Here is a 26,527-nt window from a genome sequence, read left to right as displayed (position 1 = left end):
TCGATGCGTATCGGCAACGACCGGTCCCAGGATGAACCGCATATCGACCTGGTCCCGCTGATCGACGTCATCCTGGTGCTGATCATCTTCTTCGTGGTCACCACCACCTTCGATGCGCGATCAACCCTGCAGGTGCAGCTGCCGACCGCCAGCCAGCAGCAGACCAACGAGCCGCCGCGCTCGCTGAGCGTGCTGATCAACGCTGACGGTCGCTACTTCGTCAACGATCAGGAAGTGCTGCGCAGCGATGTCGAGTCGGTCAAGCAGACGATCGCCGCCGTCGCCGGCAGCGACCGCGAACAGACCGTGCTGCTGCGTGCCGACGCGCGCACTCCCTACCAGGCCGTGGTCACCGCGCAGGATGCGCTGGGCCAGCTCGGCTTCCGTCGTATCGCCATTGCAACAGCGCCAGAGGTGCGTCCATGAGTTCCCATCACGCGCCAGTGTGGCCGATCTACAAACGTCTGCTGGGCTATACCCGCACCTACTGGGTGTTCATGATCGGCGCGGTCATCGCGATGGTGGTCGAAGCCCTGGCCGGCTATCACTTCACCAAGCTGATGGAGCCGCTGGTCAACCGTGGCTTCGTCAACCCTGAGCCGCGCATGGCGGTGATCCTGCCGTTGACCATCCTCGGCCTGTTCCTGATGCGCAGCGTGGCGACCTGGGTCAGCGACTACACGCTGGCCAAGACCGGCCGCAGCGTGGTCCGCGACCTGCGCGAACAGGTGCTGCAGAAGTACCTGCACCTGCCGTCCTCGCACTTCGACGCCGAAGCGACGCCGGTGATGGTCAGCCGCCTGAACTTCGATACCGAACAGGTCACCCAGGCCAGTGCCGACGCGCTGAAGACCGTGGTCGCCGATACCCTGACCATCATCGCCATGCTGGCGGTGATGCTGCAGATGAGCGTCAAGGTGACCCTGGCGATGCTGGTGGTGGTGCCGCTGATCGGCGTGATCGTCTCCTACGTGGGCAAGCGCTACCGGCGCATCAGCCGCGGCATCCAGGACGGCATGGGCACCATGGCGCAGACCGCCGAGCAGTCGCTGGCCGCGCAGCAGGAAGTGAAGGTGCACGGTACCCAGCAGCACGAGATCTCGCGCTACTCGCGCCTGGCCAACCGCATGCTGGCACTGAACATGAAGGTGGAAGTGACCCGCGCGGCCGCCTCCAGCGTGGTCCAGTTCCTGGCGGCGCTGGCGCTGGCGGTGATTGTATGGGTGTCTACCCGCGAAGCGCTGGCCGGCAAGCTCAATGCAGGTCAGTTCATGGGCCTGATGACCTCGATGATGGCCATCATTCCGTCGCTGCGTCGGCTGACCAGCGTGCAGACTTCGATCTCGCGCGGCGTGGCCGCTGCCGAGCGCCTGTTCAGCATCATCGACATGCCGGTCGAGCGCGACGACGGCAAGCACGCGGTGCAGCGTGTACGCGGCGAACTGGCTTTCGAGCACGTCATGCTGCGTTACCGTGAAGACAGCGGCATCGCCCTGGACGACATCAGCTTCGTCGCCAGGCCCGGCACGGTTACCGCTATCGTCGGTCGTTCCGGCAGCGGCAAGACCAGCCTGATCCGGTTGGTGCCGCGCTTCTATGAACCCAACGGTGGCCGCATCCTGCTCGACGGCGTCGCTCTGGATGACTATCCGCTGGCCGATCTGCGCAGGCAGGTGGCCATCGTCGGCCAGAAGGTGATGCTGTTCGACGACACCATCGCGGCCAACATCGCCTACGGCATGGATGCAACCGACGAGCAGATCCGTGCAGCTGCCGAGGCAGCCAATGCCTGGGAGTTCATCGCACGCATGCCGCAGCAGCTGCAGACGCCGGTGGGCGAGAATGGTGCGCTGCTGTCCGGCGGCCAGCGCCAGCGCCTGGCGATCGCCCGCGCGATCCTGCGCGATGCACCGATCCTGATCCTGGACGAGGCCACCGCGGCGCTGGACAACGAATCAGAGCGCCTGGTGCAGGATGCGCTGCAGCGTTTGATGCCAGAGCGCACCACGTTGGTGATCGCGCACCGCTTGTCGACCATCGAGCATGCCGACCAGGTGCTGGTGATGGACCATGGCCGCATCGTTGAACGTGGCACCCATCAGGAACTGCTGTCGATGGGTGGCCTGTACCAGCACCTGCACAACATGCAGTTCCGCGAAAGGCAGGACTGATGGCGGGCAAAGGTACCCAGACCCCGCCGTACTGGTATGACGGCAGCCCGGTTCCATGGCCGATGCGATTGCTGGCACCGCTGTACGCGGGCGTCACCGCGCTGCGCCGACGCCTGTACCGTCGTGGCTGGCGCAAGCGCCATGCACTGGCTGTGCCGGTCATCGTGGTCGGCAACATCACCGCCGGCGGCACCGGCAAGACGCCGCTGACCATCGCCTTGGTCGAGCGCTTGCGGGCAGCCGGTTGGAAGCCCGGTGTGGCCAGTCGCGGCTATGGCCGCGAAGACGCTGACAAGGCGCGTTGGGTGGAAGCCGATACGCCGACCGCTCTCGGTGGCGACGAGCCGGTGCTGATTGCATGGAAAACCGGCGTGCCCGTGCGCGTCGACAGTGATCGCGTGGCGGCGGGCAAGGCGTTGATCGCCGCCGGCTGCGACGTGATCGTCTGCGATGACGGCCTGCAGCACTACCGGCTGGCGCGCGACATCGAGATCGAGGTGGTCGATGCCCAGCGTCGCTATGGCAATGGCCGCATGATTCCAGCCGGCCCGCTGCGCGAGCCGGTCAGCCGCGCCGCCGAATGCGATTTCCGGGTGGTCAACCTGGGCCAGGCGGATGAGGCGACGGCTGCCCAGGCCTGCGGCTTCGGCCAATGGCCGATGGCCCTGCACATCGACAGTGCACAACCACTGGCCGGTGGGCGGGCGCGTCCGCTCTCGTACTTCGCGGGCCAGCGCGTGCATGCCGTGGCCGGCATCGCCCATCCACAACGCTTCTTCGACATGCTGCGCGCGCGCGCGATCGGCGTGGTGCCGCATGCCTTCGCCGACCATCATGCCTACCAGCCGCAGGACCTGTCCTTTGGCAGCCAGTTGCCGGTGCTGATGACCGAAAAGGATGCCGTGAAGTGCCGCGCGTTCGCCAATGACTGGCAGTACGCCGTGCCGCTGCGTGCCGAGATGCCTGCTGCTTTCTGGATAGCGTTGACCGATCGCCTGGACAAGCTGCGACCGAACTGAGGGGCCGTGCGGCGCTTGCAAATGCACGCCGCCGGCCGCATTCCTGCTGTATCGCGCCTGCCGAGTACCGCCCGCATGACCGACTTCGTTGTTGCCATCCCGGCCCGCTATGCCGCTTCGCGGCTGCCGGGCAAACCGCTGCGCCTGCTGGGCGGAGAGCCCATGGTGCTGCATGTGGCCCGCCGCGCGCTGCAGGCCGGCGCGGGTGAGGTATGGGTCGCGACCGATGACCAGCGCATTGCCGACGCATTGTCCGGCCTGGGGGAAGTGAAGGTGGCGATGACCGCTGCTTCGCATGCCTCCGGCACCGATCGCCTGGCAGAATGCGCGCGCATCGCTGGCTGGGCTGATGACACTGTCGTGGTCAACCTGCAGGGCGATGAACCGTTCGCACCGGCCGCCGGCATCCGCGCCGTGGCCGCAGCACTGGTGGAAGGCAGCGCGCCGATGTCGACCCTGGCCACGCCGGTCGAGGACGCACACACGCTGTTCGACCCGAACGTGGTCAAGCTGGTGCGCAACGTGCGCAACGAGGCCCTGTACTTCAGCCGTGCGCCGATCGCCTGGCACCGTGATGGTTTCGCCGGCAGCCGTGAGATCCTGCCCGAGGACCACCAGTGGCTGCGCCACATCGGCATCTATGGCTACCGAGCCGGCTTCCTGCAGCAGTTCGCCTCGATGCCGCCGGGCACGTTGGAACAGGTGGAATCGCTGGAGCAGCTGCGCGTGCTGGAAGCGGGCTATCCGATCGCGGTGGCGATCTCGCCCGAACCCTTCCCGCCGGGCATCGACACCCCTGAAGACCTGCAGCGCGCCGAAACGCTGCTGCAGACATCGGCGGCGCGGTGAAGCTGCTGGTCGTCTGCCTCGGCAACATCTGCCGCTCGCCGATGGCCGAAGGCGCGCTGCGCGCCCGCGTGGATGCCTCGGCGCTGGCCGGGCGGGTGCAGGTCGATTCGGCCGGTACCGGCGACTGGCATGTGGGCCAGCCCCCCGACCGGCGTGCGATTGCGTGCGCAGCCGGGCATGGCGTGGACCTCGGCGGCTTGCGCGCGCGGCAGCTGCAGCCACAGGACTTCGACACCTTCGACTGGATCCTGTGCGCCGACGAGGCCAATCTGCGTGATGCCGCGCGCCTTGCCACCGCCGCCCAGCGCGAGCGCCTGGCGCTGTACCTGCCGTGGTCGGGCGGGCAGGGCGAACGCGCGATTCCCGACCCCTATACCGGTGGCAGTGATCATTTCGAGCAGGTCTGGTCGCTGGTCGACGCCGCTGCCGAACGTACCGTGGCACGCCTGTTGCATCACGCCCACTCCGGCATAATCGGGCCATGAACATCCAGCCCGTCCCGGACCTGCCCGAGTTCGCCGCTTGGCTCAATGCCGCGCCCTGCACCCTGACCGAACTGCGTGGCCGGCCGGTCGCGCTGTTGTTCGTCAACGCGGCTTCCGCGTGGAGCGCGCAACGGCTGGCCGAGTTCAGCCAGTGGCTGTCACGCCACCCCGGCAAGCTGCAACCCCTGGTGCTGCAGGTGCCGCGTTTCGATTTCGAGCGTGACGCCAGTGCTGCGTTGAAACTGCTGCGCCGCCAGGGCCTGACCATGCCGGTGCTGCTCGATGCCGATTGGGATGGCTGGCGCCGCTTCGGTGTCACCGCCTGGCCGACCATGGTGCTGCTGGACGCGCAGGGCCGCGAACAGCAGCGCTTGATCGGCCAGGGCGTGCCCGGCGAGTTGGAGCGGGCCCTGAATGCCCTCTGCGAGGGTGCGCCGTCGGCGCCTTCGCGCGGCGGCAGCGAACTGCACCCCGAGCCGCGCCAGGCGCTGCGATTCCCCATGGGTCTGGCTGTGAACCAGGAACGGCTGTACATCGCCGACAGCGGCCACCACCGCATCCTTGAATGCAGTCATGGCGGCCGCGTGCTGCGTCAGTTCGGCCTGGGCACCGCCGACTTCATGGACGGCAATCTTGCCGAAGCCGCTTTCCACCGGCCACAGGCGCTGGCGCTGGAGCGTGAGTCGCTGTACGTGGCCGACACCGGCAACCACGCCGTGCGCCGCATCAACCTGCTGACCGGTCTGGTCGACACCCTGTGCGGCAACGGTCGTCCGGGTGCTCCCGAGGAAGGACTGGTGGCGCAGCCACGGCAGGTGTCGCTGGATCATCCGGTTGGCCTGGCCATCGCCGAAAACCAGCTGCACATCGCCATGGCTGGCGACAACCGCGTCTGGAGCTATCACCTCGGCCAGCGCAGCCTGCAGTGGCGCGCCGGCAGCGGCGCCATCGACGAGCGTGACGGCAGTGGCCACCTGGCCGCATTCGCCCAGCCCACGGCCGTGGCCGTGGTCCAGCAGGTGCTGTACGTGGCCGACGCGCTGGGTTCTTCGATCCGTTCGATGCAGCTGCGCGGCGATCTGGTGCAGACCCTGGTAGGGCAGGGCACCTGGCGTTTCGGTGAAGACGATGGTCCGCGTGCGCAGGCCAGCCTGCAGTTCCCGCAGGCGATCGCCTTGAGCCCGGATGCGCCGTTGTTGTGGATCGCCGATACCGGCAATGGCCGCCTGCGCACGTTGCGTCTGGGCGGCGGCGAACTGGCTACCCAGCCATTGCCGCGGCGCCTGCATGGTCCGGCCGGCCTGGCCGTCGGTGCCGGTGCGGTGTGGATCGCCGAAACAGATTCCCACACCGTACTGCGTCTGGACCCTGACAGCGGCGTGCTCAGCGAAGTGCCGATCAGCGAATGACCGTTGTTCCCGTCCCGTCCTTCGATGGCAAGGCATTCGCGGCCCAGCTGAGTACCGCCCCGGGCGTGTATCGCATGTACGCGGCCGACGACGCGCTGTTGTACGTCGGCAAGGCCCGTGCGCTGCGCAACCGCGTGGGCAGTTACTTCAACGGCAGTCCGAAGAACGCGCGCATCATGTCGATGCTCTCGCAGATCGTGCGCATGGACGTGACCGTGACGCGCTCGGAAGCCGAAGCGCTGCTGCTGGAAAACCAGCTGATAAAATCACTGTCGCCGCGCTACAACGTGTCCCTGCGCGACGACAAGACCTATCCGCATGTGCTGCTGACCCGCGAGGACTGGCCGCGCATCGCCCTGCATCGTGGCCCACGCGCCATTCCCGGGCGCTATTTCGGGCCGTATCCGGGCGTCACCGCGGTGCGCGAGACACTGAACCTGATGCACAAGCTGTTCAAGCTGCGCAGCTGCGAAGACAGCGTGTTCCGCAACCGCTCGCGACCCTGCCTGCAGTATCAGATCGGGCGCTGCAGCGCGCCGTGCGTGGAGTTGGTACCGGCCGCAGACTACGCCGAGTCGGTGCGCCGCGCGGCGATGTTCCTGGAAGGCAAGAGTGATGAGCTGACCCGGGAGCTGGGCGAGCAGATGCAGGCCGCCAGCGAAGCGCTGGAATTCGAGCAGGCCGCGCGCCTGCGCGATCTGATCACGTCCTTGCGCAGCATGCAGACCCGGCAGTACGTGGACGGCCGCGCAGCCGATCTGGACGTGTTGGCGGTAGCCATGCAGGGCTCGCAGGCCTGCGTGATGCTGCTGGCCTTCCGTGATGGTCGCAACCTGGGCACCCGTCCGTTCTTCCCCCGTACCAACGGTGAGGAAAGTCCGGACGAAGTGCTGGCGGCCTTTGTTTCGCAGTACTACATCGAATTCGAGCCGCCGCGCGAGATCCTGCTCGACCGTGAAATTCCTGATGCCGACTTGATTGGTTCGGCGCTGTCGGCCTCGGCCGAGCGCAAGGTGCAGTTGAAATGGAATGTCCGTGGCGAGCGTGCCGGCTACCTGGAACTGGCCAGCCGCAACGCGCAGTTGACCCTGGCGACCGAGATCAACAGCCGCACCGCGCAGCACGCGCGCAGCGAAGCGCTGCGGGTGATGCTGGGGCTGGCCGAACCGGTGAAGCGGGTGGAGTGCTTCGATATCAGCCACACCATGGGCGAAGCCACCGTGGCCTCCTGCGTGGTGTTCGATGCCGCCGGCCCGGTGCGCGCGCAGTACCGCCGTTTCAACATCAGTGGCATCGAGCCGGGCGATGATTACGCCGCGATGCGCCAGGCCATCGACCGCCGTTTCCGCCGCGCAGTGGAGGAGCAGGGCGTGCTGCCGGACGTGCTGCTGATCGACGGTGGCGCCGGCCAGCTGGCCCAGGCGCAGGCGGCGCTGGCCGATCTGGGCGTGGAGGGCGTGCTGCTGGTGGGTGTGGCCAAGGGTGTGGAACGCCGTGCCGGCCACGAAGCCCTGGTGATGCCCGATGGCCGCGAACTGCGCCCGGGTGCGGGCGATCCGGCCCTGCAGTTCATCCAGCAGGTGCGCGATGAGGCGCACCGCTTCGCCATCACCGGCCATCGCGGGCGCCGGCAGAAGGCCCGGATGACCAGCAAACTGGAAGACATTCCCGGCATCGGGCCGCGCCGGCGCGCCAGCCTGCTGAAGCATTTCGGCGGTCTGGTCGGCCTGAAAGCCGCCGGAGAAGCGGAAATCGCCAAGGTGGAAGGCATCAATGACGCCCTCGCAGCGCGCATCTACGCTAACCTGCACGGGTTGGCCGCGCCGGATCCGGCCGAGTAGAGAGAGAATAAAGCAGCATGACGTTGACCCTGCCCACCTGGCTGACCCTGTTGCGGATCGTGATGATCCCGGTGCTGGTGCTGGTGTTCTACCTGCCCTACACCTGGACCAACTTCGCATCGGCGGCGATCTTCGGCCTGGCCGCGATCACCGACTGGCTCGATGGCTGGATCGCGCGTCGCTACGGCCTGGAGTCGGCGTTCGGCGCCTTCCTCGACCCGGTCGCGGACAAGCTGATGGTGGCAGTGGCGTTGTTCCTGATCGTGCAGGGGCATCCGACCCCTTGGATGGCGTTCTGGGCGGCGGTGATCGTCGGCCGCGAGATCGCGGTGTCGGCGCTGCGCGAGTGGATGGCCGAACTCGGCCAGCGCGCCAAAGTGCGCGTGGCCATGATCGGCAAGGTCAAGACCACTGCGCAGATGGTCGCGCTGCTGTGCCTGCTGTATTCGGTGGCGCCCAACGTGCCGGTCAACGACATCTGGATGGGCCCGCCGGTATTCCATATCGGTGACTGGACCCTGGCCATTGCCGCGGTGCTGACCCTGTGGTCGGGCCTGCAGTACCTGCACGCCGCCTGGCCCAGCCTGCGTGACGACGAGCGCGCTGCGCGCGAGCGTTCGCGACAGAAGAAGCTGGGCAACGGCTGAGGAATTACCGGTGTCGGAGCCCTTTCCGCAGGAAAGGGCTCTGACACCAGGGACGCCTCCATCCACGCATGGCGTCGATCTACTGGGCATACGTTCTACGCGGTATCCCTCATCCACGCATGGCGTGGATCTACCGGGTGTGCGTTCTACGTGGGATGCCTCCATCCGCGCGTGGCGTGGATCTACGGGAATGTGGGTCTGCGGTAGATCCACGTCATGCGTGGATACGCAATGTCGGCCACCCCGCAATTCCCTGAAAAAAAGCGCTTGACGCAATCCTTGGAACAGGTAAAATTTCGCCTCCCAAGCGGGAATAGCTCAGTTGGTAGAGCGCAACCTTGCCAAGGTTGAGGTCGCGAGTTCGAGTCTCGTTTCCCGCTCCAGATTCAAGAAAAGCGCTCCCGAAAGGGGGCGTTTTTCGTTTGCGTCCAGCGCGCTTCATACCCACTTCACCGCCACTCCATCGCCCCACCATGCGGAGGCTCGATGCTGCATCTCCCTTCTCAAGTGGTGATGCCGCGATGCCTCACACTCCCGCTGCCAACGACTACGACGTGGTCATCGTCGGCGCCAGTTTTGCAGGTGCTGCCTGCGCACTCGCTGCCGCCCAGTACGGCCTGCGCGTCTGCGTGCTCGAACGCAAGGCCGACCCAGGCGAACGCCTGCACACCACCGGCATCGTGGTGAAGGAGGCGATGGAGCAGACCTGGCTTGGTCGCATGCCCGAACAGCTGGTGCAGCGCGTGGCGCGCGTGCGGCTGTACGCACCGAACCTGCGCAACGTGCTGCTGGCTGCACCGGGCTACTACTTCCTCACCACCGATACACCGAACCTGATGCGCTGGCTGGCCAGCGAACTGCGCGCCAGTGGCGTGGACCTGCGGTTGCAGCAGTCGTTCACCAGTGCCTGCCGCGACGGCGACGCATGGCAGGTTGAAGGGGTGGGGCGCACCGCGTATCTGGTCGGCGCTGACGGTGCACGATCGCGTGTCGCGCAGCGCACCGGCCTGGGCCAGGTGCGCGACAACCTGTACGGCGTCGAGCGCGAGTTTGCCGGCGTGCAACTGCAGGAAGGCGACGCCTTGCACTGCTTTGTCAGCCGCCGCTTCGCACCCGGCTACATTGGCTGGGCCGCGCAGAATCCTACCGGTGTGCAGGTGGGGCTGGCGCTGCGCCACGATCCCGAACATGTCCGTTCGCCGGATATCGAGGGTTTCCTTGAACATGTGCGCGACGTGGTGGGCCTTCCGCGTTCGGCCCAGGTTGCCGGCACCCGCGCGGGGCTGGTGCCCTGCGGATTGCCGGATGGCCCGATCACCGCGCCGGGCGTGATCCTTACCGGCGATGCGGCAGGTGTCGTCTCGCCGCTGTCGGCCGGCGGCATCCACTCGTCATGGCGGCATGGCTGGGCGGTCGGCGATGCAATCGGCCTGCATCGGCGCGGCAGGGGGCCAGCCGCCGAGCAGGTGGCGCGACAGGCGGCCCCCTCCTTTCACCGCAAGCGCGTGCTGCGCTGGGCAATGGACCACCTGCAGCGGGACTGGCCGGTCGACGCGTTGCTGCGTACCGGCCCGGTACGCCGGCTGGCCGAACAGATCTACTTCCACCGACGGGGCGTTCGGGCCTGATCCGGAAGCTGAACGCTGGCCGGTGAAAGGGCTGCAGAATCCTGTTGACGCCGTGCAGCAATCCCGACACAATAGCGCTCCTTCGACGCAGGTCGAACGGAATATGCGGGAATAGCTCAGTTGGTAGAGCGCAACCTTGCCAAGGTTGAGGTCGCGAGTTCGAGTCTCGTTTCCCGCTCCAGATTCAAGAAGAACGCTCCCGCAAGGGGGCGTTTTTCGTTTGCACGCCGCCATGCAGATGCAGCCCCGCTAGAGCGGGATGCCGCGGCTCGCGCTGCACCAGGTACGCACGTCCGCACGGTCGAAGCCGGCGCAGCTATTCTTCCGCGGGATGTACAGATAGGGCACGTCGGCCTGGTAGGTGAAGTGGTAGTAGTAGGTCTGGTCCTGGCCATACAGCCAGTAGTTCGATGAGCCGTCGTTGATCACGTAGGGCTCGAAGGAAAAGATCGACGACTGCGCGGGAATGAAGTTGCTGCGGTCCATCAGCAGCATGGTCGCGTTCGATGCCAGCGGCGTGGCCAGGCAGATCGCCATCGCGCCCACGATAAGCACGGCCATGAAGATGCCGAGCGTGCGGCGAGAGCTGGATTTCAAGCGTATTGCCCGCCGGTAGGAGTGTTCAGGCCAATGTGCCGCAGCGCCCGCGAACAGTCCAGCGTTCAGCTTGGCGGCGCCCATGAAAGGCTGGGGAAAGGCCGAGGGTTCGCAATGCAGGCACCGCACACGCGCTGTAACGCAGCTCCGACTGATTCTCCATGTCCACTCCACAATCGCGGCGTAGCCTCCTCGGCTTCTCTCTCCACGAAGGTGGGCGGGTGGCCAATTGTTTCACTTCCCCTGCAGTGTCCGCTCAAAGGTATGTCTCCCTGCCGCGCTTCGCGCTGGGTAGCGGGGTGCTGCTGGCCAGCGTGATGCTGGCAGGCTGCATGTCGGTGCCGGTTCCGGATCTGCCCGATCGCACTCCAGTGGTCTGGAATCAACCGGCTCCTGCGCAGGGCGTCGCGGTCGATGCTCGGCAGTGGTGGAAGGTGCTGGACGATGCGCGCTTGAACGCACTGGTGGAAGAGGCGATCGCCGGCAATCTGGACCTGCAGCAGGCCACGCTGCGGCTGCAGGCGGTACGGCTTGTGTCTGGCACCGCCGATGCGCGCTTCCGTCCGGAGATAACGGCCAGTGCCAAGCAGGTGCAGGATGCCGCCGCGGTCGACACCTACTTCCACGCCGGTGTCGAAGCGATCTGGGATCTTGGCTTGTTTGGTGCAGCGGAAAGTGCGCGGCTGAGCGCGCAGGCGGCCAACGGAAATGCAGAGGCACTGCGCGATGCCGCACAGGTGGCGGTGATCGCTGATGTGGTGCGCAGCTACCTGGACCTTTCCGTCGCGCAGGCGCAGGCGGATCTGCTGGGCAGGCAGCAGGCCGTTGACGCACGCGGCGAACAGTTGGGCCTGGTGCGGCAGCGCCTGCATCTGGACGAGCCTGGCGAACTGGATCGTCTGCGTACGCGGCAGGCCGCCACGCGCGCCGCCATTGCACAGGCGGATGAAAACGCAGGCAACGCCGCGCGTACGCTGGCGCTGCTGCTGGGGCGCGATGGCCCGGATCCGGCCTGGAATGCCTACCGCACGCCACCGCAGTTGAGCGCCTTCACCCTGCAGCAGGTGCCGGCCGATCTGCTACGCCATCGCCCGCAGATCCTGCTGGCCGAGGCCGATGTACTGCAGGCCACCGCCGAAAAGGGCAGCGCACGCGCGGCGATGTTCCCGAAACTGAGCCTGGGCGGTTCCATCCTGTACGCCTACAACCTCACCCAGAACGCACGCTCCAACTCCGATTCCAGCCCATCGATCGGTCCCTACATCGACATTCCGCTATGGGATTGGGGCCAGCGGCGCGCGCGCTACCAGTCCGACGACAAGCAGCTGGACGCGGCGTTGCTGGGCTATCGCAAAGCCGTGCTGCAGGGCGTGGTTGAAGTGGAAGGTGCATTGGGCAGCCTGGCCCGTCAGGACAGCAGCATCCAATCGCTGCAGGTGGCCGACGAAACTGCCCGGCAGCAGGTCGCGCGACAGGCCCGGCAGGTGCAGCTTGGCCTCTCCAGTGAGTTCGACGGGCTGGAAAGCCAGCGTGCGGTGTTGTCTGTGCATGCCGATCTGATTGGTGCGCAGGGTGCGCGCGTGCTCGCCTTCGCATCGCTGTATCGCGCCGTGGGCGGCGCACCCTTGCCGGTCGAGCCTGAAGGCGACGCGCAATGATCGCGCTTGCCCGCAAAACGCTGGTTTACGAGTGGCGCAGGTTCCTGCCGGTGGTGCTGGCCATGTGTTTCGCCGGTGTCCTGCTGATCGTGCAGGCAGCGCTGGTGCTGGGCATCTTCGGTACCGCTGCGATCTACGTGAAGGCGTCCAGTGCCGATGTCTGGGCTGGCTTTGCCGGTACGCAGAGCGTGAACTACGGCCATGCGATCAGCGCGGACGTCGAAAGCCGGCTGCGCATGGACCCGGATGTCACCCGCGTCGAGCCCTACGAATGGGTCGACGGCGAGTGGCGCTCCAGCGCGCAGGGCACCGGCAACGTGTCCGTGTATCTGTCGGGCATCTCCACGGCGAACGACGCGATGATGTTCTCGCGCATCCTGCCGCCTGAGCTGCGTGCGCAGTTGCGCGAACCCGGTGCGGTGATCGTCGACAGCGCTGACCTGGATACGCTGGGCGTCGATCTGCGCAGCAACCGGGCCTGGATCAACGGCAAGGCGGTGCGTGTGGTCGCCGCGCAACCCGGCCTGCGTGGTCTCGGCGGCGTCAACGTGCTGGCGTCCCTGGATACCGCGCGTGCCATCGCCGGAACCGACCCGCATGAGGGCAGTACCTATTTCGTGGCGGGCACGCGATCACCGGAGTTGGCCGCGCGCGTGCGCGACCGCCTCAACGATTCAACGGGCCGCGCCACGCCTGTCGAATTCTGGACAGCGCCGGAGTTCGCCAGCCGCTCGCAGCAGTACTGGCTGTTCGATACCGGTGCCGGCATCGCGGTGCTGTTCATGGCGGTCATCGTCTGCTTCGTCGGCGCGGTGATCACCAACCAGTCTTTCGCGGCGGTGGTGGCCGGTTCGGTACGCGAATACGCCACCCTCAATGCGCTCGGAGCAGGCCGCTACGCGCTGGCGCGGGTGGTGTTCGAACAGGCCGTGCTGATCGGTGGTGTCGGCATGCTGCTGGCCGCAGCCTTCAGCACGGTGGTGCTGTTGGCGGCGCAGACCCAGCGCGTGCCGGTACAGCTCACGCCGACGGTGGTTCTCGGCTGCGTGGCGCTGGTCGCGGTGATGGCCATGCTGTCGAGCATCATGGCGGTGCGCAGCGTCGTCCGTTCCGATCCATCGTTGCTGTTGCGTTGAGGGGCGACCGATGAAAAACACCTCCATCACGGCCCCGACCCTGCGTGCCGACGCGCTGGAGAAAGGCTTCGTGTCCGGCGATGTGCACGTTCCCGTGCTGCGTGGCCTGTCGCTGGACATCTACTCTGGCGAACTGACCCTGGTGTCGGGCCCCTCCGGCTGCGGCAAGAGCACGCTGCTGTCGCTGATGTCCGGGCTCTCCACGCCCGATGGCGGTCGCGTGCATGCGCTTGGCCAGGACGTCAGCCACATGACCCGCAGCGAGGTGGAACGCTTCCGCCTGCATCACGTCGGTTTCGTGTTCCAGGGCTTCAATCTGTTCCCGGCGCTGACCGCGCTGGAGCAGGTGCAGCTGCCGTTGGGCTATCGCGGCATGCGCAACCGTGACAGCGAACCGTTGGCACGACAAGCGCTTGAAGAGGTCGGCCTTTCGCATCGCAGCCACATGCGTCCGGCGCAGTTGTCCGGCGGCGAGAAGCAGCGCGTGGCGGTTGCCCGTGCGTTCGCCAAGTCACCCACGCTGATCTTTGCCGATGAGCCCACCAGCGCACTGGATGCCGAGAATGGCCAGCGCGTGATCGACATCCTGCACCGTTATGCACGCGCACATCAGGCCACGGTGCTGTGCGTAAGCCACGATCCACGCCTGATCCGCCATGCGGATCGGGTGATCGCCATGGAAGACGGCACGGTCCGCGATGACCGCCGCCAGAACGAAACCGTAGAGCCCAACTGATGACCAGAATGCCGCCGTTGTTCTCCCTCAGCATCTCCTTGGGCGCGGCCTTGCTGCTGGGTGCCTGCAGCAAGGACGCACCCGTACCCGCACAGCCGGCCGCATCCACGGCTACCAGCGCGGACAAGGTAGCCGTAGCCCGCGGCGTCATTGATGTGGAAGGCGGGCTGATTGCACTGGTCCCAGCGATGGATGGTTCGGTCAGCACCGCGCCGGTGAAGGAAGGGGCAGTGGTCCGCAAGGGCGATGTCCTGCTCTCCCTGGATGGCGCACTGCTTGAACAGGAAGTGGGCATGGCCAACGCCGATCTCGCGCTGGCTACCGACCGGCTGAAGGGCAGCCAGGCACAGCTGCGCGAGCTGGAGCGCAACGCCACGCGTCTTGCCACCGGCGCCAGCGAAGGCGTCTCTTCCAACCAGCAGGCCGACGCGGCAAAGCAGCAGCTGGCTGGCGTTCGCGCGGATGTCGATGTGGCTGGCGCGCAGGTCGAGATGGCCCAGCACAAGCTGGAGCACGCCAGGCTCAAGCTGCGGCAGATGTCGCTGACTGCGCCGGATTCCGGCATCGTGGTTGGCCAGGTGCCCGGCGTGGGTGCCTTCGTGCAGGCCGGCAAGCCGGCGATGTCATTGCTGCCGGCGCGCCCCCTGCAGGTGCGCGCTGAGCTGAGCGCGGCCTATGCCGATGCGGTGCAGGTTGGCATGCGCGCGACGGTGGTGATCGATAGCGATGGCACCGAGGGCAAGCCGCTGCCGGTGGCACGTGTGGTCCGCATCAGCCCGGTGTTCGCACCGGCGCGGTTGCCGGAGGATGCCGGGCGCGGCGTGGCCAAGGTGGTGGAGTGCGTGCTGGAGTTCGAGAGTGCGGCAAAGGCGCGCGTCGGCCAGCACGTGCGGGTGGAGTTCCGGAAGTAACGGCGTGCGCTCTATGGGAGCGCGCGGGCTGCCTGCTTCCTTCTGGCCAATGCTCGCCACGCACTGACCAGCGACACCACGCACAGCGCCAGCAGCAATCCCACGTCCAGAAGCAGCAGCCACAGCAGGTGCATTCCCTGTACCGGTGGCTGGTGCATCATCGATGCCAGCCACGGGAAGGTCCACGCCAGCAGCAACACGCAGGCGATCAACAGTCGCAGCCACAAGCGACCGAACTTCCAGGGGCGCACGAGCAGCGCAGCGATCACCAGCTCGACCGTACTCAACAGCGCGAACACGACAACGCTGCTGGTCGGGTAGGGCAGGGTTCCGCCTTCGAAGTGCCGCAACATCCAGTAGTCCGGGGTGAAGCCCGCATTGACCAATGCGGCGATCACCGCCAGCCAGGTGAGGGCGACAAGGATCCAGAACAGGCGGGCGTAGCGAGGTCTCGTGGGCGGGTTCATCGGGTAGGCGGGCTGTTGACGGCGTGAAGGAATTTCGACACAATAGCGCTCCTTCGACGCAGGTCGGAGAATCTGCGGGAATAGCTCAGTTGGTAGAGCGCAACCTTGCCAAGGTTGAGGTCGCGAGTTCGAGTCTCGTTTCCCGCTCCAGATTGCACAGGGCCCCGGTTGGGGCCTTGTTTTTCTCCCGCCACGGCAAGGCGGGGCACGTTGAGCCACAAGGCTTTGCGCGCAGTCAGAAAAGTGAAAACTGTTGTGAAATGGCTGGTGTGTGTCCCGGGCTTCCGGTACCATGACGGCTTATGCGGGAATAGCTCAGTTGGTAGAGCGCAACCTTGCCAAGGTTGAGGTCGCGAGTTCGAGTCTCGTTTCCCGCTCCATGTTCCGACAGGCCCCATCGCGGGGTTTTGTCATGTCAGGGGCGTCGTTCCTGATCGCAGTACGTTGGCCTCATGGCAGAGTGGCTATGCACCGGATTGCAAATCCGTTTACAGCGGTTCGATTCCGCTTGAGGCCTCCAAATAAAGCCCTGATTTATCAGGGCTTTTTCTTTGCCTGATGTTTGGCGGTCCTAGCCAAAATCCCCTGATTCAGCCCTGAAATCATCGGTCTGCCACCCGTTTCCGGGTGGCAAACTAGCGTTAACATGTGCCGAGTGCGTTTACGTGAGTTTGAGCGGGGATGGCAACCAAGCGACGCCGGGGCGACTCCTGGCAGTACACGATCAAGCGGGCGGGGCTGCTGCCCCAGCCTGTCTATCTGAGCTTCGCCTCGGAGGCGGAGGGCGACGAGTACGTGCGCCGCCTCGAAGCGCTGCTCGACCGTGGGGTGGTGCCGGAGGAGCTGGCCAACACCAAGGCAGCAGCGAAGGATCTACGCAGCCAGGTCAGCGAGTATCGGAGCGCGCAGCATATCTCGGTCGATGACGAGCAGCTGCTGCCCGTCCTGCTCTCGCGGCTGCCAATCGGCATTACCTTGCCGCAGCTGACTTTTACGTGGGCGACCGAGTGGGTCACCGCCATGAAGCGTGAGCAGAACCTCGCGCCTTCGACCATCCGGCACTACGTGGGGGCCCTGTCGCGCGCCCTGGACTGGCTGGCTGCGCACGGCGCGCTGCCAATGAATCCACTGCGGCTTCTGCCACGGGGCTATTCGACGTACACGGCCGACGACAAGGTAGCTGTGAAGCGCATCGACGGTGAAGCGAAAACTGACCAGGAGCGTGATCGCCGTCTGGAGCCTGGTGAGGAGGAACGCATCCGCGAGATCCTAGCCGGCGCAAAGCCGCCGGGGCGGCAGCGGCCGCTCGATCTGCCGCAGCGGGAGGCGTTGATTCTGATGTTCGACATGGCGCTGGAAACGGCCATGCGCATGCGGGAGATCTACACGCTGGAGCGCAGTCAGCTCGATGTGGCGCGGCGCACGATCTTCTTGGACAAGACAAAGAATGGGAGCAAGCGCCAGGTACCCATGACCTCGGTACTGCTGGCTAAGCTCGCCGCGTATGAGAGTGATTACGAAGGCCGGCTGTTCCCGTTCTGGGCTGGCGAGCGTACCCCGCTGGCCCTGCGGCGTGTATCGAGCAAGCTGTCGCGCCAGTTCGAGCGCATCTTCGTCGCGGCCGGATGCGCGGATCTAGGCTTCCACGATCTACGTCACGAAGCGACGAGCCGACTGTACGAAAAGACCACGCTGACAGACATCAAGATCGCGAGCATCACTGGGCATCGCGATCCGCGCCAGCTAAAGCGGTACGCCAACCTCCGCGCTTCCGATTTGGCCGATCAGCTCTGGTGATCGGCCTGCTCGTAGGCGCGCAGATCGGGCAGCTTTGTGCGACGCGACTGGCTTGCACGTCTAGTCGGCCGTGACTCAGGCGTGTTGGCTGCAGGTCGGTTTCCGATCATCGACTTTCTTCGTTCGGCGGCCTGCCTGCGCCCTTCCGAGCGTAGGAACTCGATCAGGTCCTCGCGCAGCATGACCGTGTGCTTCTGATTCAAGCGCACTGCCGGCACTTCGCCCTTGTCCACCAGGTCTTTCATTGCCTCTAGCCCGAGCCGTAGCATTCTGGCGGCATCCTCTAAGCCAAGGGTGTCATCTGGCTTGTCCAGCATGTGCGTTCTAGATGGTTGACCCACAAATCGCCTCCAGAACGCACATGTGCGTGGCAGAATGCCGCTCAATCAAAAGGGGAGGGAGTGAATGAGTGTTTGGGACGGTTTGATTCGGTGTTCGCCTCTGAGCTCCACATGCTTTGTAGATTGGGCGGCGGTAACAACAGGGCTTGCTGCTGTGGTAGCTCTTGGCGTTGGGGTGGCGCCAGTAATTCGAGATCGCTGTCATCGTAAGCGGCATGCCAAGATGGTCGCGAAAATTTCGGCGGGTGAGCTGGCGCTTATGGAGCACCGGCTCCTTGTTGCTGCCAAGGTCATCGAGTTGTCCAATGACCTCGTTGACCATTGGCAGCACAAAGAAGTTAGGAAACTCATAGCTCAGATATCGGCAGACAGTGTTAGTCCTCTGATTCCACACGTGCACAGCATTACTAGCGAACTGGAGAAGCGATTGGCGAAGTGCGTTGCTCTTCTGAGAGCGTTCGAGCGATCTCTTTGGAAACTCGAGAAAACGCGTCCATCCGAGATGGTTCGCATGGAAGGAGATCGCGTGTACTACGTTAGCTGCGCAAAGGAGCTCAATGAATTCAGGAAGGAACTTTGCACGTGGGCTAAGACGGATTTCGAGGATCTGACGAACTTCGTTGACGTTGGAGTCAAAGATGCAAATGTGCGTGCATCCGATGAATCGATCAGATTCCGAACGCACAATCCGCCCAGCCTTGATCACACGATAGAGCCCTCCTAGGGGCGATTCGTTCGCGTCATTGCACATCAGCAACACTCCCGTGCATCTTGTCGCCGGACTTCGATCCGGCCTTGCTGGCAGTCCTTCCGCATCTCTCCTGGCCGTCTACGAGAATGGGGGTTGCGGTCGAACGAATATTCGCGTTCAGAATTGCGCAAAGCGGCGGCGGGCTCACGCTGTTGCCAACCATGGCAACGGCGCGGCTGTTGCTGACCTGTCGACCGTCCTGCGTGCGATCGATGATGTAGCTGGCCGGGAACCCCTGGGCGCGGAACAGCTCGTGCGGCTTGAGCATGCGCAGCCCGATATCCACGATCAAATACGGCACGCCGCTCAGATGCACCGTGACCAGCGCCAGCCGGTCCTTCGTGGTGATGGTCGCCAGCGGCTCGTCCAGTTCGCCATGCTGTCCGCCGGTCCCGTAGTAGCGCATCAGGAACGCGGCAACGCGCAGCGCGCCAGCCTCCTGCTCCGGGCTTAGGGTGCATTCCACGACGCCAAATCGCTGTGCGCCAGCGAGCACTGTCGGCAGAGGATCATGAGGGTCGTACCCGATGACGTTCTGCGCCATCGCGGTCACGTGCGCGGTCACTAGGCGCTGGTGACTGCCGTTGGCGCAGATGGTCGGCATGGGGTCACAGGCGGCACTGCCAGCGCCATGATAGAACCCGCCGTTGGCCTGTTCCAGAAACGCCGCCATGACGCCCATGGCATGGGCGGCACCGGCTGGACGCGCCGCGCCAGCGCCGCTGGTGATGGTCGGCATCGGGTGGCCGGCGTCCGCACCATCGCTGGTGCCCCGGAACTTGACGAGGGACGCTGCAGCGAGGGCATAGCCGCCGCTGCCGCTGGCTGTGATGGTGCCCGCAGGCTCGTCGGCGGGCCGAACCCCGGCACCCCAGCGCTTCACGCCTCCAGGCTTGCCTTCGCCGTGTGCGGCCTGCACCAGCATCGGCGCCACGACCGCGTGCGAGCCGCCGCGCGGCCAAGCCGTGATGGTGCCCAGCGGATCGCCTCCGCAAGCGACGCCGTTGGCGGAAGCATTCGCGCACTGCACGATGGTGGGCGACACAATCATCATCTCGCCACGGTTGGCGGCGGTGATGGTCGGCATCGGTTCGTCGATGCCATGCGGCCGACGTTCTCCGCCGTGTGTTGCGTGGACGATGAACGGCTCGGCGGCGTCCAGCACAAAACGTTTGATGCCTCGGACAATACGGGCCTCGGTCGCGGCCGCGAGGGGCTTCTTGCGGCCGAAGATGCTGGGACACGGAATGGACCAGTCGATGCTGGATGCCGCCGACACGTGCGGCTCTGCGCGGGCTGGTCCATGGGTCGGTTCGGGCCAGGTGATGGCCTCACCGTCGCACCGGGCGATCATGTAGAGCCGCTCCCGCGTGGTCCCGGCGCCGTAGTCGCAGGCCCGCAGCACACGCCACTCCACCTGGTACCCGAGCGCCCGCAGCACAGCGACGAAGCGACGCCAGGTGCTGCCTTCGCGCTTCTTGTCCGGGATCAGGAACTGCTGGTCCAAGGGCACGCGCTCGCCGGCAGCGGCGACTGTGCCGTCCAGCTTGATCACGCGGCCGGTGGCCTTATCCCGCTTGGCGATCAGCGGGCCCCACTTCAGGATCTGCTTCACGTTCTCCAGCGTGATGATGCGCGGACGCACAGTGCCGGCCCAGCGCGGTACCACCCACGACAGCGAGCGGGTTGCTCGGCTGCGCGGCTGACCGCCCTTGGCCTGGCTGAAGTGCGTGCAGTCCGGGCTCGCATGTAGTGCGCCGACAGGCCGGCCGCCGCACTCGACGCGCGGGTCGGCTTCCCACACGTCCTGGCACAAATGGCGGGTATAGGGGTGATTGGCAGAGTGCAGTCCCACAGCCCAGGGGTTGTGGTTGATCGCAATGTCCACCGCTCGCGCCAGCGCTGTCTCCATCGCGTGGCTTGCACCGCCTCCGCCGGCAAACAGATCAACGATGATCTCGTCCGCGCGGAGCCGTGACTTCAGGTCATGCAAGGGGAAGCGGAAACCGCCGGAGCCGTCAGCCATGTGCCGTCTCCCTTGCTGTCATAGCGGCAATCGCCAGTGGTCGCACAAACCACGCGGCAAGGCCGTCCTCGGTCTCTCCCAGCCACGCAAGCCGCCAATCCTCGCCAGGCGCAGCTGGGTTCCAGTCGTGCAGCTCCTGCGCGGCGCTGTAGACACCAGATCCGATGCCTTCTTCAGAAAGCTCGCCCTCAACGACGACCAGGTCGAAGCCCTGCGCGAGGAAAAGCGGTCGCAGCGATACCTCGCACCCGTCAGCCCACATCGGCACGTCCGGGTGGCACAGGATCTCGCCGCCAGCGTTGCGCGGTGGGAGACGGCTGGGGTGGTACAAGCCGCGCCATGGGTCCGCTGGATCGACCACGGTGCGGGTCTGATTCCTGACCAGCTCCAGCAGCTCGTTCGCCTGCGCCAGCCGGGCTCGGGTGGTATCGCAGAGCGGCGTGTCGCCGTCCTGCATGCTGCTGCGCAGAGTCGAGACATAGGCGGTTACGGCGGGTTCGAACACGCGCAGATCCTGCAAGCGAGGCAGGCGGTGATGCAGGTCACGCAGTGCGGTCTGGGCTTGGGGGAGCGTGATGGCCTTCGCCTGGTTCGGCAGCCACACAGCTTCGACGGCGATCGCGCTGATCGTATCGAATGCATCGCGCAGCACGGGGCAGTTCGTGGGGAGCTTGGTGAGGTTCGCGGTCATCGGCGGGCCTGCTTGAATTGGGTGTCGGTGTTGACGAAAGCGCCAGCGAGCGCATGTGCTGTGGAGGCCTGCTCGGCGCCAGCAGAGCGAAGGGGGAAGGGCACGGCGTGGCGATAGCGCCGATTGGGGTCGTGGGCGAACTTGCCACCCTCGATACGGATCACCTGGTACTCAGGGAACGCCTCATCCGGCAGCATTGCGCGTGCCTCCACCATCAGCGCGACAAAGCGCGCCTGCCATTCGACCGGCATCGACTGCAGCGTGCGGCGTGGCACAACGTGATAGGCGGCGCGGCTCAGTCCGAACGCATGCCATGCAGGGCCATCGGAGTAGGTGCTGCCGGGCCTGCCGGGTTCAGTGACGGTCGCTGCGTGCAATTCGCTTCTCATGGTTGCCTCAGTCGATGTCATGGGCTGCCATGCGCTCCACATAGCTGCCGTGGTTGGCCGCGTACCGGCTCATCAGCGGGCGAAGTGGCGTATGTCCCAACACCTCGATGCGCCCACCCGCTGCGAGGAAGGCGTCCAGGTCGTCGGCCAGCTGCTGCCGGTCCAGTTGCCGGTGTCGGATCGTGGTCGCCGCGTCACTGACGCCTGTAAGCGGACCTGGCGTGCTGGCCGGCTGCACCCTGGCAGGTGCCGCGCGCAGCGGGGCGATTGCATGTTGCGTGTGGCTGGAGAGGCGCCAGATCCCGCGCACGCCCGAGCGGTGGCATATGGCCTGACCGCTGCGCGCCAACCCCTTCAGCGTGTAGCCGATAGCCTGGTGCGTGCTGTTGATGCGGCCAGCGGTCTTGATCTGCTCGACCGTGGCGCCCTGCGGGAACATGGCGAGGACGTTGCGCACTTCGGCGGCACGGCCGGTCTGCTGCGGGCGCGCGCTCATGCTCGGGACTCCGCGATCAGTTCGCGCATAGCCCAGCCGTGATGCATCACTTTGGACGAGCTGTCGGCGACGGCGTCGGGGTTCTCGGTCAGTACGAGCGTGTTATCCAGCGGATAGCTGCTGTGTCCATCCCAGTCCTCAATCACGGCCTGCAGGCCGAAGTGTTCGCGCAGCTCCTGCGCGTTGGCGTTTTTGCCGCACAGATGCGGCCCGTAGATCACAACAGAACGGCTCATGCGGGGATTCCTCGCGTGCGGCGCGTGGCGCGGTTGATGGGGGAGATCGACCGAACACGCACGCCCTGGCGGTCGAGCCAGCGGTGCGCGGCCTGTGCGGCCAGTCGGTTGAGGGAAAACGTGACGCCGCCGAGGGTGAGCGAGTGGTGCGATACCCCCACGCTCCGGCTGGCGCTGGCGGCTACCTTCAGGAGCGACTCGCGCGGTGCGGCGGTGTAAAGACCGGCCCATAGCCAGCCCTGGCACACCATCAGGACGAGCGACTCGCCCTGATGGCCGGTGGCGAATTGCTGTTCCACGGGCAGCGTGGTCTGAACGCTCATGCCGTCAGCGCCAGGTCGCGTGCCTTGGCGATCTCGGCCTCTGCGGCAGCGAGGCCGAGATCGGTCAGGGTCGCCTTGCGCGGCAGCTGCGGGTCGTCGTACCGGATCAGCACGCGCTCATCCAGCCAGTTCATGACGCGGCGCGTGAACAGCTTCTCGGGTCGGTTGCGGGGCGCAAACCCGTTGGCGGTACGGTGGAGTGTGTGATCCGAAGCGCCATGCGCTGCGAGCAACGCGGCTTTTTCCTTCGGCTTCAGTGGAGCGGCCATGGGCAGTTCTCCTGGTCAGGCAGCGATTGGCGTGGAAGAGGAAGCGGCAGCGATCTCGGCCAGGACCTCGCCGCGATGGCGGGCCAGCAGGGAGATCGGGATGCGCAGGTGGGCAAGGCTCGGATCGGTCCAGCGCAGCTCGGCCAACGCGGCCTTCTCCATCGGTACCGGACGGGTGGCGAGGCCACACCGATGGCACTCGATGTGCAGCAGCGGCGGGCAGGGGGTGCCGAGGCGATGGCCTGTCGGGGCGCCTTCGGTCACGACGATTTGCGGTCGATGACCGGGCCAGCACAGCGGCACTGAATCGGGGAGCGGGCGAGCGGTCTGGCGCATGGTCAGCCCCTCACCGAGGTGCTGAGCGCCCAGCGCGCCTTCGCCGCATCGCGGTCTGCGTGCGCCTGGTGGATTTCAGCGATGCGCAGGGGCACCACAACCGCGGCTACCAGCACCACGGCTGCCCAAGCGAGGCGGAGGCGCCGGCTCATGCCCGCACCTCGGCCGACATGTCTCGCGAGCAGGCTTCCAAGCGGAGGCTGGCAACGCCCATGCGCCGGGAGCGGCGCAGCTGGTTGCGGTTGTGTTCGCCCTTGCTGCGAACCCACAGGGTTCGGGCGGTGCTGTGATCGCGTGCTGCCACAGCCCGCAGGGCCTTCACGGCCAAACGCGGCAGCAGGCAGGGGCTGGGATCGGCGTAGCGATGAGACATGGCGCGCTCCTGTTCGAAGGAGGGCGCCGGCGGGTCAGGTGCCGAGGGGGCGGCTACTGCCGGTCAGGGGAAGGGCCGGCAAGGTGGCGACCCGCCGGTCGCCCGCCGGTCGTTGGCCGGCGACGCAATTTATCCCGCAGCTAAATTCTCAATGCAATAGCTGCCAGCTAAATTTTGCATGTAGGGCTGAAAAAGGGATGGGCACGCCCGATAATTCCCAGGCATATAGGGGCCAGGGAGGCTGCGATGTTGAGCAGGTTGGTGGTGCTAGGGGTTGCGCTTGCAGTTTCACCTTTGGTTTCGGCAGAGGTGTTCAAGTGCAAGGGGGCAAGCGGGGAGACGGTCTACTCGCAGGCCCCTTGTTCCGCAGGCGCAGCGCCGATGAAGCTGCGTTCCAATCGAGCTTCCACAGAGAGTTCGGGCGAGGCTGCCAATCGCGCGGCGGTGTATCAGACGACAGAACTTGCGGACGCTGGGATCGCTGAACGGAACTGCCTGTCCTCGGAGCAAAGCAGGATCTACGGCCCGGTTAACGTGCGGGGGCAGGATGTGTCACGCCAGATCGCCGCCCTAAACCGTGAACTTGCCACCGCAAGGAACAACCTTGCGGGCGCCACTTATGCGTCTGGGATCCGCTCGCAGATTGCGAGCCTGCAGCAGGCCCAGGCAGCGGACAGAGTATCGGCCGACAGCCAGATGACCGAAGCTAGGAGGCGATGCGGTGATGCGCGGAGTGAGCGTGAACGCGCCACGCGGGAGAAGTACTCAAGTGGCGACAAGCCATAGGAGTGGGCGCCTGGCGCGCCCACTTGTCTTGGATTAGGGCCACGTGTCCTGGATGGAAACGTTCTTGATGAAGCCGGCTTCATCCAAGGGAACGCCGTCCATGCAGCATTCCCTAGCGGCTTCCATTTCCCGATGCAGACGCACCAGCGCGTCGTTTTCGAGGCAATCGATGCCTGGCGTGTTAAACGTCGCTTGGTCGATCAAGCAGCCCAGGTTGTAGTGATCGCGCAGCCAGCGGATGCGCCGGATAATGCTGTCTCGCGTCACGCTATCGATGGTCGATCGTTTAGGTGCTTCGACCAAGCGGAGCTTGGGCTTTTGCCCATCACGCCTTGCGACGCGTTGCGCGATCACCTGAGCCAATGCTTCGAGTGTCCCGGCGGCCGGGGGTTCCTTCTTCTGCTTCTCCATCCTTCTCCCTGAGCCTTTGCGCAAGCGCCTTGCTGAAGTCAATCAGGTTGTCGGGTGTTACCGTCGCCTCACCTCGCTGATAGAGGTACTCATAGGCATAAGCCAGCGGCGTACCGTCTTCTTCATTGCTGAAGTCATCAATCCCAAGGTTGGCGAACGTTAGCCTGACGAGCCTGATCGCGGAGGCGATGATCTCAGGGTCGATTCGCAGATCGTGAGAACCGGCAGGGGCCCCAGCACCAGCGTCGTCGTCGGACCTCGGCTGGTCCAGCCAGCCATGGGATAGTCCGGCCGCGCGTTCGATCTTGCGCGCAACGTCATCCCCCATCTTCTTGCCGCTCAATAGCTGGTTCAGATAGGAAGGCGCCATGTCCAGGTGAATCGCGATCGCTTTTTGCGTCCCCAGCTGGGGTTTGAGCGTGGCGACCAGGGCCTGGAGGTTGAGGTGTCTGGCGGTGATGGCATCCATACGGCAAGCGTAGCTAGTAGCTAAACGCCGAAGTTGCGCTGTGTGCTTGACATTAACGTTTAGCTCGGGGCTAAATACTGGCCCTATGGACCTACTCACCTTCATTTCGGACCCCGAACGTAAGCGGCGCCTCGCTGCCTTGACCGGCAGTTCTGAGGGATACCTGTGGCAGTGCGCGACCGGTTGGAGGAACAAGAAGCCCAGCCCGATCCTGGCGCGAAAGATTCAGCTGGCGTCAGTAGAGATCGGTGGCGAGCTTGGCTGCGAGCCTTTGGCTCTTGCTGCGATCCGCCCTGACATCTGGCCGGCTGAGACGGCATGAATCGGTCTACATACAAGAGCCTTGCGCGCCGGGGCGAACAGGACCGCGACCACGCCGCCGATGCCGGATGCGGCGTCGTAGGTTCGGATCGCGGTGAAGCGCATGCGCTGCGGGAAGCTGATGATCTCTGCCATGGCGCCAATGTTGCCCCGGCCGCAATCAGCCTTCCCACGATGATCGTTGGCGCGTTTCAGGGGGACGCATGACCTGCCTCCGCTCAGACCTTTACTGGCGGGATGCCCTGCACAACGCGGTGGCCCGCGCCCCAGGTGGTCTGCAGGATGCGGCCGCACACATCAGCAAGCGTAGGGGCAAGTCGATCTCGGCAGAGACGCTGCGCAAAAAACTGCGAGGCATCGATGGTGAGTCTATCTCCATGGAGATGGCCGAGATCCTGACGGACTACCTGCAGCAGTTCGTGGTCACGCAGGAGATTGCCACCGACTGGGTGTGCTCCCTCGCAGGTCAGTACGACCTGATGGTGGATTACGTACCGCCGCCACCCGAGGGTGGTTGGCCGAACGAGCTGGCCGCGATCCAGGCAAAGCTGCTGGAGCTGCATAAGCTGACCGGCGCGCTGGCTGGCGCCGGTATCGACGCTATGGCCGACCAGCGCTTGACCGTCCCCGAGGCGGATCGAATCCAGGACCTATCGCGCGACGTGCGCAGGCTCTGCTACCGACTGGAGCGCAATGCCTGCCGTGCTGCTGGTAAGCAGGGGATGGAGGACTGACGTGGCAACCCACCACGCCCATCGATCCCGATATCGACGGCGTGGCATAGCCAGCGCATCTGCGCGGCAAGCAATGAAACTGGCCGCCTTGGCGCTGACTGACGCGGTGCCCGGGTTGGTAGGTGAAGAAGCATTGGCGGAGCGCGAGCGCATCCGACAGCGACAAGAGCAGCAAGACAACCGGCAGCACTGCCTGCCTTTGGGGAATCCAGATGTACCAAGCA

At 65.4% G+C, this 26,527-nt stretch carries 33 protein-coding genes and 5 tRNA genes; 22 read left to right on the top strand and 16 right to left on the bottom strand.

Going from position 1 to position 26,527, the window contains the following annotated elements; genetic code table 11:
• Positions 1–3 precede the first annotated feature (3 nt).
• From QOL57_RS03390 to QOL57_RS03340, 11 genes are all read left to right on the top strand, one after another.
• Complete coding sequence (locus QOL57_RS03390) at positions 4–426, top strand: biopolymer transporter ExbD (protein WP_025875217.1); 423 nt, start codon at positions 4–6, stop codon at positions 424–426.
• Entirely contained in the window at positions 423–2,171 is a 1,749-nt protein-coding gene (gene msbA / locus QOL57_RS03385; protein ID WP_089240069.1) for a lipid A export permease/ATP-binding protein MsbA, read from the top strand. Before QOL57_RS03390 ends, msbA begins: the two co-directional genes overlap by 4 nt.
• A complete protein-coding gene (lpxK, locus tag QOL57_RS03380) occupies positions 2,171–3,190 on the top strand; it encodes a tetraacyldisaccharide 4'-kinase (protein WP_089240070.1) in 1,020 nt (339 codons plus the stop codon). Before msbA ends, lpxK begins: the two co-directional genes overlap by 1 nt.
• A gap of 75 nt (positions 3,191–3,265) precedes the next feature.
• Complete coding sequence (gene kdsB, locus QOL57_RS03375; protein WP_089241244.1) at positions 3,266–4,039, top strand: 3-deoxy-manno-octulosonate cytidylyltransferase; 774 nt, start codon at positions 3,266–3,268, stop codon at positions 4,037–4,039.
• The gene (locus QOL57_RS03370; RefSeq protein WP_089240072.1) at positions 4,036–4,524 is read left to right on the top strand and encodes a low molecular weight protein-tyrosine-phosphatase; all 489 of its coding nucleotides are present in this window, start codon (positions 4,036–4,038) and stop codon (positions 4,522–4,524) included. Before kdsB ends, QOL57_RS03370 begins: the two co-directional genes overlap by 4 nt.
• Positions 4,521–5,933, top strand: coding sequence for a hypothetical protein (locus QOL57_RS03365; RefSeq protein ID WP_089240075.1), 1,413 nt, complete (start codon positions 4,521–4,523; stop codon positions 5,931–5,933). The genes QOL57_RS03370 and QOL57_RS03365 overlap by 4 nt, the downstream gene beginning before the upstream one ends.
• On the top strand, positions 5,930–7,774 hold the full coding sequence (gene uvrC, locus QOL57_RS03360) for an excinuclease ABC subunit UvrC (protein WP_089240077.1): 1,845 nt from the start codon (positions 5,930–5,932) through the stop codon (positions 7,772–7,774). Before QOL57_RS03365 ends, uvrC begins: the two co-directional genes overlap by 4 nt.
• Before the next feature lie 17 nt (positions 7,775–7,791).
• The gene (gene pgsA, locus QOL57_RS03355) at positions 7,792–8,421 is read left to right on the top strand and encodes a CDP-diacylglycerol--glycerol-3-phosphate 3-phosphatidyltransferase (RefSeq protein WP_089240079.1); all 630 of its coding nucleotides are present in this window, start codon (positions 7,792–7,794) and stop codon (positions 8,419–8,421) included.
• 307 nt (positions 8,422–8,728) lie between these two features.
• Positions 8,729–8,804 (top strand) — tRNA-Gly (locus QOL57_RS03350).
• 138 nt (positions 8,805–8,942) lie between these two features.
• The gene (locus QOL57_RS03345) at positions 8,943–10,049 is read left to right on the top strand and encodes an NAD(P)/FAD-dependent oxidoreductase (protein WP_089240081.1); all 1,107 of its coding nucleotides are present in this window, start codon (positions 8,943–8,945) and stop codon (positions 10,047–10,049) included.
• Between the two features lie 105 nt (positions 10,050–10,154).
• Positions 10,155–10,230, top strand: a tRNA-Gly gene (locus QOL57_RS03340).
• Positions 10,231–10,298: 68 nt separating this feature from the next.
• Here QOL57_RS03340 and QOL57_RS03335 read toward each other — a convergent pair.
• The gene (locus tag QOL57_RS03335) at positions 10,299–10,730 is read right to left on the bottom strand and encodes a hypothetical protein (RefSeq protein ID WP_244900778.1); all 432 of its coding nucleotides are present in this window, start codon (positions 10,728–10,730) and stop codon (positions 10,299–10,301) included.
• Positions 10,731–10,963: 233 nt separating this feature from the next.
• On the opposite strand from QOL57_RS03335, the gene QOL57_RS03330 reads away from it, so the two are divergent.
• Genes QOL57_RS03330 through QOL57_RS03315 form a run of 4 tightly spaced genes read left to right on the top strand, consistent with a single transcriptional unit; the run spans position 10,964 to position 15,087 of the window.
• Positions 10,964–12,304: a TolC family protein gene (locus QOL57_RS03330; RefSeq protein WP_244900825.1), complete on the top strand. Its 1,341-nt coding sequence runs from the start codon at positions 10,964–10,966 to the stop codon at positions 12,302–12,304.
• A complete protein-coding gene (locus QOL57_RS03325; protein WP_089240087.1) occupies positions 12,301–13,440 on the top strand; it encodes an ABC transporter permease in 1,140 nt (379 codons plus the stop codon). The genes QOL57_RS03330 and QOL57_RS03325 overlap by 4 nt, the downstream gene beginning before the upstream one ends.
• A 10-nt stretch (positions 13,441–13,450) precedes the next feature.
• Positions 13,451–14,176, top strand: a complete 726-nt coding sequence (locus tag QOL57_RS03320) for an ABC transporter ATP-binding protein (protein ID WP_089240089.1) — start codon at positions 13,451–13,453, stop codon at positions 14,174–14,176.
• Positions 14,176–15,087 carry an HlyD family efflux transporter periplasmic adaptor subunit gene (locus QOL57_RS03315; RefSeq protein ID WP_089240091.1) on the top strand — a complete coding sequence of 304 codons (912 nt, stop codon included), beginning with the start codon at positions 14,176–14,178 and terminating at the stop codon, positions 15,085–15,087. The genes QOL57_RS03320 and QOL57_RS03315 overlap by 1 nt, the downstream gene beginning before the upstream one ends.
• Before the next feature lie 11 nt (positions 15,088–15,098).
• Here the strand turns inward: QOL57_RS03315 and QOL57_RS03310 are convergent, their stop codons facing one another.
• Complete coding sequence (locus QOL57_RS03310; protein ID WP_089240093.1) at positions 15,099–15,554, bottom strand: hypothetical protein; 456 nt, start codon at positions 15,552–15,554, stop codon at positions 15,099–15,101.
• 74 nt (positions 15,555–15,628) lie between these two features.
• Between QOL57_RS03310 and QOL57_RS03305 the strand changes: the two genes are divergently transcribed.
• From QOL57_RS03305 to QOL57_RS03290, 4 genes are all read left to right on the top strand, one after another.
• Positions 15,629–15,704: transfer RNA gene (locus QOL57_RS03305), tRNA-Gly, on the top strand.
• A 154-nt stretch (positions 15,705–15,858) separates the two neighbouring features.
• A tRNA-Gly gene (locus QOL57_RS03300) sits at positions 15,859–15,934 on the top strand.
• Between the two features lie 66 nt (positions 15,935–16,000).
• A tRNA-Cys gene (locus tag QOL57_RS03295) sits at positions 16,001–16,074 on the top strand.
• A gap of 161 nt (positions 16,075–16,235) precedes the next feature.
• Positions 16,236–17,351, top strand: coding sequence for a site-specific integrase (locus QOL57_RS03290; protein ID WP_089240095.1), 1,116 nt, complete (start codon positions 16,236–16,238; stop codon positions 17,349–17,351).
• Here the strand turns inward: QOL57_RS03290 and QOL57_RS03285 are convergent.
• Entirely contained in the window at positions 17,339–17,668 is a 330-nt protein-coding gene (locus tag QOL57_RS03285) for a helix-turn-helix domain-containing protein (RefSeq protein ID WP_089240097.1), read from the bottom strand. The two genes, QOL57_RS03290 and QOL57_RS03285, sit on opposite strands and share 13 nt — an antisense overlap.
• Before the next feature lie 247 nt (positions 17,669–17,915).
• Here QOL57_RS03285 and QOL57_RS03280 point away from each other — a divergent pair, with 247 nt between their 5' ends.
• Positions 17,916–18,416, top strand: a complete 501-nt coding sequence (locus tag QOL57_RS03280) for a hypothetical protein (RefSeq protein WP_089240099.1) — start codon at positions 17,916–17,918, stop codon at positions 18,414–18,416.
• 16 nt (positions 18,417–18,432) lie between these two features.
• Here QOL57_RS03280 and QOL57_RS03275 read toward each other — a convergent pair whose 3' ends face one another.
• From QOL57_RS03275 to QOL57_RS03230, 10 genes are all read right to left on the bottom strand, one after another.
• Positions 18,433–20,469, bottom strand: coding sequence for a DNA cytosine methyltransferase (locus tag QOL57_RS03275; protein ID WP_089240101.1), 2,037 nt, complete (start codon positions 20,467–20,469; stop codon positions 18,433–18,435).
• Positions 20,462–21,160, bottom strand: a complete 699-nt coding sequence (locus QOL57_RS03270; RefSeq protein ID WP_089240103.1) for a hypothetical protein — start codon at positions 21,158–21,160, stop codon at positions 20,462–20,464. The genes QOL57_RS03275 and QOL57_RS03270 overlap by 8 nt, the downstream gene beginning before the upstream one ends.
• Positions 21,157–21,570: a hypothetical protein gene (locus QOL57_RS03265; RefSeq protein ID WP_283401529.1), complete on the bottom strand. Its 414-nt coding sequence runs from the start codon at positions 21,568–21,570 to the stop codon at positions 21,157–21,159. Before QOL57_RS03265 ends, QOL57_RS03270 begins: the two co-directional genes overlap by 4 nt.
• Positions 21,557–22,045: a hypothetical protein gene (locus tag QOL57_RS03260; RefSeq protein WP_089240107.1), complete on the bottom strand. Its 489-nt coding sequence runs from the start codon at positions 22,043–22,045 to the stop codon at positions 21,557–21,559. Before QOL57_RS03260 ends, QOL57_RS03265 begins: the two co-directional genes overlap by 14 nt.
• On the bottom strand, positions 22,042–22,281 hold the full coding sequence (locus QOL57_RS03255; protein WP_049397908.1) for a hypothetical protein: 240 nt from the start codon (positions 22,279–22,281) through the stop codon (positions 22,042–22,044). The genes QOL57_RS03260 and QOL57_RS03255 overlap by 4 nt, the downstream gene beginning before the upstream one ends.
• Positions 22,278–22,604 carry a hypothetical protein gene (locus QOL57_RS03250; RefSeq protein WP_049417591.1) on the bottom strand — a complete coding sequence of 109 codons (327 nt, stop codon included), beginning with the start codon at positions 22,602–22,604 and terminating at the stop codon, positions 22,278–22,280. Before QOL57_RS03250 ends, QOL57_RS03255 begins: the two co-directional genes overlap by 4 nt.
• On the bottom strand, positions 22,601–22,873 hold the full coding sequence (locus QOL57_RS03245) for a hypothetical protein (protein ID WP_049417593.1): 273 nt from the start codon (positions 22,871–22,873) through the stop codon (positions 22,601–22,603). The genes QOL57_RS03250 and QOL57_RS03245 overlap by 4 nt, the downstream gene beginning before the upstream one ends.
• 15 nt (positions 22,874–22,888) lie before the next feature.
• A complete protein-coding gene (locus QOL57_RS03240) occupies positions 22,889–23,137 on the bottom strand; it encodes a hypothetical protein (RefSeq protein WP_244900780.1) in 249 nt (82 codons plus the stop codon).
• 74 nt (positions 23,138–23,211) lie between these two features.
• Positions 23,212–23,361: a hypothetical protein gene (locus QOL57_RS03235; RefSeq protein WP_176429873.1), complete on the bottom strand. Its 150-nt coding sequence runs from the start codon at positions 23,359–23,361 to the stop codon at positions 23,212–23,214.
• Positions 23,358–23,582: a hypothetical protein gene (locus QOL57_RS03230; RefSeq protein WP_089240111.1), complete on the bottom strand. Its 225-nt coding sequence runs from the start codon at positions 23,580–23,582 to the stop codon at positions 23,358–23,360. The genes QOL57_RS03235 and QOL57_RS03230 overlap by 4 nt, the downstream gene beginning before the upstream one ends.
• A 246-nt stretch (positions 23,583–23,828) precedes the next feature.
• Here QOL57_RS03230 and QOL57_RS03225 point away from each other — a divergent pair, with 246 nt between their 5' ends.
• Positions 23,829–24,368 (top strand): DUF4124 domain-containing protein, encoded by a 540-nt coding sequence (locus QOL57_RS03225; protein ID WP_089240113.1) that lies wholly within the window; start codon positions 23,829–23,831, stop codon positions 24,366–24,368.
• Between the two features lie 33 nt (positions 24,369–24,401).
• Here QOL57_RS03225 and QOL57_RS03220 read toward each other — a convergent pair whose 3' ends face one another.
• The 3 genes from QOL57_RS03220 to QOL57_RS03210 all read right to left on the bottom strand — a co-directional run bounded on the left by QOL57_RS03220 (position 24,402) and on the right by QOL57_RS03210 (position 25,704).
• Positions 24,402–24,722 (bottom strand): hypothetical protein, encoded by a 321-nt coding sequence (locus QOL57_RS03220; protein WP_244900782.1) that lies wholly within the window; start codon positions 24,720–24,722, stop codon positions 24,402–24,404.
• Positions 24,694–25,248: a hypothetical protein gene (locus tag QOL57_RS03215; RefSeq protein ID WP_244900784.1), complete on the bottom strand. Its 555-nt coding sequence runs from the start codon at positions 25,246–25,248 to the stop codon at positions 24,694–24,696. Before QOL57_RS03215 ends, QOL57_RS03220 begins: the two co-directional genes overlap by 29 nt.
• 225 nt (positions 25,249–25,473) lie before the next feature.
• Positions 25,474–25,704 carry a hypothetical protein gene (locus tag QOL57_RS03210; protein WP_049423629.1) on the bottom strand — a complete coding sequence of 77 codons (231 nt, stop codon included), beginning with the start codon at positions 25,702–25,704 and terminating at the stop codon, positions 25,474–25,476.
• 68 nt (positions 25,705–25,772) lie between these two features.
• Between QOL57_RS03210 and QOL57_RS03205 the strand changes: the two genes are divergently transcribed.
• A complete protein-coding gene (locus QOL57_RS03205) occupies positions 25,773–26,303 on the top strand; it encodes a hypothetical protein (protein ID WP_049423631.1) in 531 nt (176 codons plus the stop codon).
• Positions 26,304–26,527: the final 224 nt, after the last annotated feature.

It is taken from the genome of Stenotrophomonas sp. yr243 (genome assembly GCF_900184195.1).
GTDB lineage: Bacteria > Pseudomonadota > Gammaproteobacteria > Xanthomonadales > Xanthomonadaceae > Stenotrophomonas > Stenotrophomonas lactitubi.
The sequence above is the reverse complement of the archived record's forward strand: the minus strand, read 5'-3'. Positions and strand labels throughout refer to the sequence as shown.